Raw genomic sequence first — 9,403 nt, forward strand, 5'->3', positions numbered from 1 at the left:
CCCGAGCTCCTACGCACCCGCTACAGGTGCGAACAAATCTGGAAACTCGCCATACCAACATCATCAGCGACATCGACGGCACCGGCTACGGCCGGTGCCTTTCTCATTTTCGTCGAACTGGAGAAGAACATGTCCAAGGAGTCTCTGGAGTGGTTGAACGCCAACACCCTGATCGGCTTCACGGAGAAGCGTGGTACGGCCTGGCACTACCGGGCGAGCATGCAGGGCGAGGAGCCGAACCACTATCCCGGCTCGATCCCTGTGGACGACGTCAAGAGGCGACTGTTCGGCTGGGAGGCGCTGAGCAGCCCGGTATATGTCGAAGACCCGCGCGGCGGGCTCGCACAGGTGCCCGGACGGCAAGCCATTCTGCGCAGCGACAACGGCCACGTGATGGGCATCTTCTCCGACGGCTACGAACCGCACCCCTACGTGGAGTGGCTTATCAACACCATTTCCCGGCTCCTCGACGCCGACCTGTCGATCGGTTCCGCCGGACTGCTCAAGGGCGGAGCGGTCGCCTGGGTGTCGGTCGAGGTCCCCGAGAACGTCATCACGCCCGAAGGCGTCGAGTTCCGGCCCCACCTGTTCGGGGCGACGTCCTTTGACGGCTCGCTTGCCACGACGTTCAAACGAGCAGTGACCAACATCGTCTGTGACAACTCGATGGCCGCCGGCCTTGCCGAGCACGGGCAGCAGGTGAAGATCAAGCACTCTCGGCACTCGAAGTTCCGGCTCGCCGAGGCCCGCGAGGCGCTGCACATCGTGTACGCACTGGCCGACGAATTCTCAACAGCGGTACGCGACCTGTGCCGGGTTGTGGTCACCGAGCGGCAGTGGCAGGCATTCCTGGACGCCCACGCACCGATGCCGCGAGAGCGAGGCCGCAGCCGCACCATGGCGGAAATTAAGCGAGACGCCCTGGCCAAGCTCTGGAACCACGACCTCCGAGTGGCTCCGTGGCGTGGTACGGCCTGGGGCGTGGTCCAGGCGGTGAACACTTTCACGCACCACGAGCAGAACGTACGCGGCGCCGAGCGAGCTGAGCGAAACATGCTCCGTGCGGTGACGGGCGGCATCGACGAGCTCGACCGCGGCACCCTCTGCACGCTGGCCGCCGTGCTGGATCAGCCGCTCGCCATAGCTGTCTGACATCACACTCACACGGCTCCCCGTCGGCAAGCGGCGGGGAGCCGTACTCAACGGAAGGAGGTTGCCTGTTCCCCAAACGCTCCCGCACGCAAGGGCTGCCAGCACCCAGCAAGGATCGTCGGAGCGTCGGCCAAAGCGGGCGCCGCAATCCACGCTCGCGTGAAAAACGGCTTCGGGAGACGGAGCAGCGAGCACTTCGCGCCCGCAAGGCACGTGGTTCGAGCCGTCTCGCAAATCTGCCATCACGGCGGGCCAGATTGGCGCCCGTGTCTTCCACGCGCTGGGGGCCACCAGCCGTCTGAGGGCCACCCGCAACGATAGAGCTTCTCCGGGATCTGCCCCTCGTACGACCCGTTTCTGAAACCCTGGTGGACTGCAAACGCCGCGAGCGAGGGGCCAGAGGCGACATGAACGAGGCGACCGCGCATCTGCTGTTTGACGTGGTGGAGCGTCTGGAGAAGAACATCGTGGCTCGCGAGTGCCCGGCGATCATCGCGATCGAGGGCGCGCGGAAGCTGACTCTAAGCGATTACGACTACCTGCGCGACAGTTCGACTGCGGCGGCGTTCGAGGCCAGGGCAGCTGAGAAGGCGGCCGAGATCGACGCGGCCCGGTGGGTGCTGGCGGTTCCGCAGGTGTGGGTGTTCAAGCCGCCGAGCACGATCGCAGTGCGAGCCGTCTCCAATCACCCTCTCCGGGAGGGTGAGCAAGAAGCCATCACGTGGATGAGCTTCGACCGGGGTGACGGCGTCGACTACGGGCGAGTGGCCTACGCGCGTCGCCCCAGCGGAGAGCCCGTCTTCGAGGAGCCAGAGATCTTCGAGGTCGGGATCCGGCCGAGGAACGAGATGCCGGGCTTCCTGCTGTTGCAGCGATGTCTGGGAGAAGAGTGAGGGCCGGCTCGCAAAGAACCGGCCCTCCGACCAATTCCAACTCTGTGATCAAAGGCAGATTGAGATCGGTCACCGCGATCCTACGGCCTACCGCGAGTTATCCCTGGGATTGGCTTGTTGTGCCCACCAGGCACCGTGGGGTCATTCGACGAGCGGCACGCTGACGCTAGATGACGGTGGCGATCCGATGGCCCTGTTGCAGGGTCGCCTGCGTCATGCCCGCGCTCTCCGATGTGCGCGTGCTCCCCTGTGAAATGGGCCGACTGGAGCTCAACAGGCAGCAAGCTGGTCGGACGGGGCGCTGCTCAATCATCGGTGCGGCTCCACCGGGTCGAGAGCCGCGGAAGTGTCGGCGTCAAGTCCTACAGTGGTCACGTGTCGGTTCCACGCCCCAACCAGAGGTCCGGTCCGCTCGCTGGCCACGTCAGGAAGGGCCGCACCTATCGGTCCCCGCTCGCTGCGACAGGCGTCCTGCAGATCGGAGATTGGGTGCGGGACGACTTGCCAGATTTGTTGTGGCCGGTGCTCACGCTGTCCGAGCTCGGGACGGCAGAAGCCGTCCAATTCGTCCGTTGGCAGAAGGCCGTTCAGGAAGACCTCTCGGGGGAGGTCGAGCCACGCTTCATCGCCGAGTGCCTTGATGGCCGACTTACCAGCCTCGACCGGCTCGCTGCCCAAGTTCCGGACGCAAAGGCCTTGGTCAGGGCCCGGGCTGAGGAACGTGGATTGCTCCCGGAATCCGTTGCGAGCGCCTTGGCTTCCTACCCGCTCCGCCCGGCTGAGTGGCTTGTGGATCGTGCGATGACACCTCCCGGCCAGGAAGAGATCGATGTGCTTGCTCGGGCTGTGCTCGGGGTACTCAAGGATGAGCACCGCGAAGCCGTTATCAAGTGCCTCTACATCTGGAGCGCCGTCCAGGCTGGCACCTTTAGTGCGAGCGCCGAGACGATCGAATTGCTGCGAGCCTATCCGAATGACTTCGAGACACGCGGCAAGGCGGACTCGGCTGTGCGGTCGATGTGGGGGGCGCACAAGGGGTTGCTGGTCCACGAAGACAAGAGCCACTTCGCGAACGCCATCAGGTGGGCCAAGGTCTTCTGGGGTGCGAACTCTATGACCTCACGTTGCATGCGGCGCAGCGAATTCGATGCGGACGAGCCCGGCATCCAGGAGAGCACCGTGAATCTGCGGACGGGCACAGCATCCAATGGCGAGGAACCTGCCCCTACCGGGGTGCCGGCTGAGGGCGCTCATCTTCGCCAGCTGGCGATGGATCTGCTCTCCAGTTATGTGGAGGCGCTCGAGACGTCGCCTGCGCGCCTCTACGACCGGGAACAGCAGGAGGTTCACGCGGGGCTTGTCGCCCGTGCCGGGCGCGATGTGATCGCAGCGCTCGGTGCGCCGGACTTGTGGTGTATGGAGCACGGGGCCCACATCATCCGGGTGCTGGTGGAAATCCGCATCTACATCCAGTGGATGGCGCGGCAGGACCCATCGATCTATCGCGCCTTCCAGGAGTATGGAGCTGGTAAGGCGAAGCTGTACGCACGAATCATGGACGAACTGCCTGAGGAAGCGAGACGGCCTGCTTTCGAGGAGGCCATCAAGGAATTGGAGACGTTAAGTCGCAACGACGAGGTTATCGATCATCGAGTTGTCGATACCCGCGACTCCTTCGCGGAGGGAAAGTCTATACGGACCATGGCTGAAGAATGCGGCCTTCTGGATCTCTACCGCCAGGCGTACTCCATGGCGAGCGGGGTCGCGCACTCCGAATGGTGGTCAATTGAGGCCCATGCGATGGAGCGCTGCTTGAACGTGCTTCACGGAGGGCACCTCATTGCAAGTCTATCTCTCAACTCGGGCGGGAATGTCGACCTCGCAACATCATGGGTAAATCAGCTCTACACCCTGATCCGAATCAGCCTACAGATCCTCGGGACCGACGAGAACGCAGTAGAAGCCGCATTTGCCTGGCTCGGCGCGGAGGCGGACGAGGAAGCAACCGGGGGCGGGCCCGCAGACGAGGGAGGAGTGGGCACCACCGGCCCTGCGTGACCGCGAGGGCCCTCGGTCTGCCGGAGACGTGCCGTCTCGGGCGTACGCCGATCGCCTAATCTAGGTCGGTGTCTAGCCTCCAGGCAGCCCATCGGGGATATGAGTACCAGGACTTGCTTTCTGCGAGCCGCCTGGTCGACCTCGTGCTGGGGACGCTTTCCGCTGCACACGTCGACGTCAAGCAAGTGGGCGACGACCGATTCGACGATCTCACGGTCATAACGATCGATGGTCGGCGCGAACGTACACAGTTCAAGCACACCGACAACGACGACAAGCCGTTGGCGGCGGAGACTTTCACTACCGACGGACGCGATCTGCGGCTCGATCGCCTTGTGGCGGCAGCCGTCGCTGATCGGGATGGTCCGGGCAACAGTGTTGCCGATCTTGCGTTTCGTGTCGTCCTTAGGGATACCTATCCCGTGGATGAGGCATTGACCGCCGTACTGGTGCCGGCCAACCCTGATCCAGGCCCTTTCGTCGCGGGTATGCAAACGCGGCGGCTGCGGTTTGACGTTGACCGGCTCTGGCCGCTAGAACCGGCCGAAGCTGCGGCGGGGACTAGAGCAGGACGCTCTAGGTTTGCGTTTCTCCGCTCCGGACCTAAGGCCGTTGGCCGGGCTGACTTGGCGTGGCTATGTGAGCGTCTGGTCGTCGAGGTCGAGGCACCTAGGTCGAGCGGAATCATGCTCGAGCCGGGACCGGCGGAACGGATTCTCCTGACGAGGGTCCGTACCGAGGTCGGCGCGGAGTCGTATCCCAACGCAGACAGGTCAGCGGAGGATGTGGCGGAAGCGTTCGCAACCTTTGCGCGACAAGCGCGTCAGGGACTGAGCACGCCGACGGCGGAAGCCATGCTGCAGCGTGCACAGCTCAGGCGAGACTTTGGAGCCGTATCCCGGGCCCACCCTGTTGACCGGTCGGTCGAAGTGGCTCGCCCGACGACTGTCGCGGATGTTCACAAAGCTGCGGAGCGAGCGGCGTCGCAGGCTGTTCCGCTGGTGCTCACCGGGCCGCCAGGCCAGGGCAAATCCTGGGTCTGTGACCAGCTTGTCCGGGATCTGATCTCGGCCGGTTGGCTGGTCGCTGAGCACTATTGCTATCTCAATGACACGCTCGACGAGCGCGATGAGCGTGTGCAGGTCGAGACCGTCTTCGGTAGTTTGCTGTGGCGGCTGGCGGAGGCCGATCCGAGCTTGGTGGATGCCCAGCGGCCCCGGTATGCCGTGGACGCGCGCGGCGCTGGCCAACGCTGTTACCCGTGCTGTACTGGCTCAGCCCGACCGTCGGGTAGCCCTGATTGTCGATGGCCTTGATCATGTCGCGCGGATCGTGGCGTCTCGGCCAGGCGCCGATCCTTCCGCGGCTGTGGCCTCCGCGCTGGCTGCACTTGATATTCCGGCCGGCAGCGTCCTGATCGTGCTTAGCCAGCCCGGCGACCACCTTGCGCCGCTGCAGAACGCAGGTGCCCGCAATTTTGAGATCCCTCGTCTGACGGAAGCGGAGCTTGGCGCGCTGGCGGCGAACTTCGGTTTGGTCGTCGGTCCAGAGACCATGAACCCGATCGTCGAGGAGCAGCAGACCGGTACTTTCCTCGCGGTACTCGGGGAACGGTCCCGCGGTAACGCTCTGTACGCCACCTACCTTTGCCGGGAAGTGCTGGCGCGTCCCGATGCTGAGGCTGATCCGAAGGCCGCCCTTCGCGCGCTTCCACCGTTCGATGGCACGTTGGAGAATTACTACACCCACCTGACAGTCACGCTCGGACCAGGTTCGGGCGTGGCGGACGTCATTGGCCTGCTCGATTTCCCGGTCAACCGGGCCGAGTTGGCAGAGATGAGGCCGGACCTCTCTCACCGGCTGGACGAGGCGCTCGCGACGCTGGCGCCCGTCTTGGCCGAACGGGCCGCTCAGGGCGGACTCCGCGTTTACCACGAGTCCTTCTCGCGCTTTCTGCGGCGGCGCATCGAGAGTAATCCGGGTGCGCTGGCGGCCAATCTTCGATTCGTTGTCGACTGGCTCGCGGCTCGTGGCTTCTATAGCGACGAGCGGGCGTTCCGCTTCCTGCTGCCGACGCTGGCCGCGGCCGGGCGCGACCGAGAGGTACTTGACCTGGTCGATGTCGACTTCGCTGCTAATGCGGTGGCTGGTGGACATCCGGCGTCGGCGATTGCGGCCAACCTCGCGGTCGCGACCAGCTGCGCCGGACGTCTGGGCGAACTGCCCGCGTTGACCCGTTGCATCGAGCTGGCTCGCGCAGCTCAGTCCTTCGAGGACGAGCGCTTGGACTCCGCCATGGTGGACTACATCGACGTGCCGATGGCACTGCTTGGGGGCGAAGAGTTCGCAAGCAGGCTGATGTTCGAGGGCAAGACCGCCGTACCTGCGCGAGCTGGGCTCCAACTGTGCGCGGCCATCGATGCTGCGGGAGCGGTGGCGCCCTGGCGGGACTACTTGCGCGCCTTCGCGAAGTGGCAGGCAAACGACAGAACGTCCTACGGGCCTCAGTCCAGCCGAGCGGTTGACCTGGCCTGGGTACGGGGCCAGCTGCGGCAGACGTCAACCAGCGACACCCGCGTGCAAGCACAACACGCTCGCATTGCCCGCTTCCTCAATGACACCGAGCTCCCGTCCGACGACGTCATCCCTATCGTCGCCGATGTGATAGGCATCCAGCCCGCAGCGGAGCTCGTCGATCACCTGGCCAGCCCCGCGGCCGCGGCGCTCGCCCTCGCCGAAATCGCTCGTCACTCGACCGATCCCGGCAATGAGGGCTTGCTCGCCCGGCTGGTGCCCCTCGCGACACAACAGTACGCGCCGGGTAGCGCCCACCGCCTGATCGAGCTCGGCGCCGCACTCGAGGAGATCGACAAGGCGTCCATCAGCGAGATGCGAGTCTCACTGATGGCGCTCACTCAGAAGGTCACGAGCCAGCACGCCCTCCGCGCGGAGGATCGGGTGCCGATTTGGCTCGATCAGTGTGCGATTGCTGCTCGCCGTGATCCGACCGTCCTTCCGATCGTTGAAGGCTTGCTTGGTGGCGAAGGATGGTACCGGTGCTGGCTGCGATTCGTGGTGGCGCTGGTACAGGCGGAAGCTGCGGAAAGCGACAGAGCACGGCTCGCACTGGACGCTCTCCGTCTCCTCACCGGCGAGCTGAACCCGTTCACAGGTGATCCGCGAGCTTGCGACCTCTACCCGATTCACGCGCAGATCGCAGACACGCTTCGCCGTGCCGTCGCTCTACTTGACGACGGCGCCTGGACGGCGGCCTTGGCCATCCTCCAGCAAGTTACGGAGGGCGTGGGTGTTTCCTTGCGTGGCCTGGATGCCGGTCCTCTGACTCCAGATTCCTTGCTGACGCTAGCGATTGACGCGACAACGACACCAGCCCGCCGCCCGGCCACCCAGGCCTTGCTCGACAACGCCCTCACCTATGGTGGAGGACGCCGCTACTACTCGACTTTGGCCGAGTACAGGCTCATCGCGGCACGCTTCTCGATCATTTGCGGGGACACGAGCCAGGCGCAGGCATACTGGAGTGAAGCCTGTCGCCTGATGACCGCGTACGGTTTTCACAAGGACATCACGATTTACGAGGTCCTCGATCCGCTCCCGAACCTCATCGCCGTAGATCCGGCCCGTGCCCGGATTCGGCTCGCGCAGGTGCAGCCGACCTGCGAGCGGGTGGTGCTCCACACCGATGGGAAAAGCACCCGTAGCGCCTGGACTCAATGGTGGACCTTCCTCGCCAAGGCCGACCCTGCCGCACTCACCCAGCTGGCCGTACCGGCGCTGCTGAAACGGTGCGGCCATGTGTACGACCTCTACAACGGCGCGCTGGAAGACCTGTGGCGATCCTGGCATCGCCTCGCCGACCCGGTCGTCGCAGGCGCACTGAGACTGGCGCTGCCGATGCCGCTAGACGACGCGGACCCTGCCATGGCGGAACAGCTCGCCGACATCGCCGACGGTTCCGGCGCGGACCTTCCCGGGCGACTGCTCACTCTTGTTCTGGCGCGCGCCGACGAACGTCCCCTCCGCCATCCGTACAGCAACAGTGATGAGTTGATCGCCGAGGACAACATGCGTGTAGAGGCGGTCAACTTGGTGGCAGCACAGGTGAACGCGCCGCAGATCTGCCCCACACCCGCCGTCGATGAGAAGTCAGACGAGAGCCCAACTCCCAGCGCACGGCCGGCACCACCCGTGGACATGCAACGGACTGCTGCCGGAGGTTTCCCCAGCGGTGCTGTCGGCGTCGCTCGCGCCATCCGCACCTGGCGGCGCCGCCCCTATGAGTCGGCCAGCCCGGACTGGGCACCCGAACGATTCGCCAACATCATCGGTTACCGCCTGGTCGAACTAGCGGAAGCCGGGGCCGTACAGGAGGCAGAAGCCGCGTTGCACACCCTTGCTGGCGCCCTAGAAACGTTCGACCGCAGTGGCCTGCTCACCTCTCTTGGCAAGGGCCTGGAACGCCATGGCCAATCTCGCCTCGCCGCCGCGGCCCTCGCCTTGGCGTGGACCCGAACGCGCGGGAACGGCGGCTGGATGAACTTCGGTGGTGAAACCGAGCTTGACTCGCTCCGCCACGCCACGCGGCTCGACGCAGACACCGCTTGGGCGACCGTCACCTCCGAGGTCACTCGAGTAGTCGCAGGCAGCCACCATGGCTCTTATGGCGTCAGCCAAGCGTTGATCCACGCCAGCCTCGTGAGCGGCCTCAGGACCCAGAAAGAGCCACACGACGCAGCATTCACCGCCTGGGATGAGGCGCACGCAGTGATCGCTCTCCGAACGCCGAGGATGGTCGACGAGGACGATCCGGACGAGCCCTACACGCCGCCTCTACAGAGCCTGACCGCCAACTCAACCGGCGAGATCAACGTCGTGTTCAGCGAAGCTGTCATTGGTGCCCTGGCGCATCCTGGCCAAGAGAACCGCCGGCGTGCCCTCCTAGCTGTGGAGATCCTCCTTACACATCGCCCGGAGGCCATGGCTAAAGCGTTGGCGGCCACCCTGCCTGCCCTGGACGAGCCCGCGTTGCTGTCGTGGCTGCTCAAGGTAGTCGCGGACGTCGACGCGGCGCAGCCCGCAGTCGCGGACCTGTGCCACGACGTTCTCCAACGCCACGCGAACGGCCCATACCTGACCGTGCGCGCATTGGCATCACGGCTCCTAGGGCGTGTATCGAAGTCCGCGGTGATGCGTGAGCCGGGTGACGCATCGGAGCGGGCGTAGATCGACAACGTGAGAGGTCTCCGGTAAGTGGTTAGTCGACCAAGACAAACCTGAAA

5 protein-coding genes are annotated in these 9,403 nt (G+C 64.9%); all 5 read left to right on the top strand.

Features of this window, described 5'->3' with window-relative positions; genetic code table 11:
• Positions 1-129 precede the first annotated feature (129 nt).
• Positions 130-1,152 carry a DUF932 domain-containing protein gene (locus tag F5972_RS30265; protein ID WP_150938380.1) on the top strand — a complete coding sequence of 341 codons (1,023 nt, stop codon included), beginning with the start codon at positions 130-132 and terminating at the stop codon, positions 1,150-1,152.
• Between the two features lie 407 nt (positions 1,153-1,559).
• Complete coding sequence (locus F5972_RS30270; protein ID WP_111700456.1) at positions 1,560-2,045, top strand: hypothetical protein; 486 nt, start codon at positions 1,560-1,562, stop codon at positions 2,043-2,045.
• Positions 2,046-2,534: 489 nt separating this feature from the next.
• Positions 2,535-4,103: a DUF5677 domain-containing protein gene (locus F5972_RS30275; RefSeq protein ID WP_191910385.1), complete on the top strand. Its 1,569-nt coding sequence runs from the start codon at positions 2,535-2,537 to the stop codon at positions 4,101-4,103.
• 68 nt (positions 4,104-4,171) lie between these two features.
• Complete coding sequence (locus F5972_RS30280) at positions 4,172-5,419, top strand: hypothetical protein (RefSeq protein WP_150938382.1); 1,248 nt, start codon at positions 4,172-4,174, stop codon at positions 5,417-5,419.
• 52 nt (positions 5,420-5,471) lie between these two features.
• Positions 5,472-9,347 (top strand): hypothetical protein, encoded by a 3,876-nt coding sequence (locus F5972_RS30285; RefSeq protein ID WP_150938384.1) that lies wholly within the window; start codon positions 5,472-5,474, stop codon positions 9,345-9,347.
• The last annotated feature ends 56 nt before the right edge of the window (positions 9,348-9,403 follow it).

The organism is Microbispora cellulosiformans, assembly GCF_008728085.1.
GTDB lineage: Bacteria > Actinomycetota > Actinomycetes > Streptosporangiales > Streptosporangiaceae > Microbispora > Microbispora amethystogenes.

Coding starts and splice junctions, on each gene's coding strand:
- F5972_RS30265 (WP_150938380.1), top strand. CDS start 130: ATGTCCAAGGAGTCTCTGGAGTGGTTGAACGCCAACACCCTGATCGGC.
- F5972_RS30270 (WP_111700456.1), top strand. CDS start 1,560: ATGAACGAGGCGACCGCGCATCTGCTGTTTGACGTGGTGGAGCGTCTG.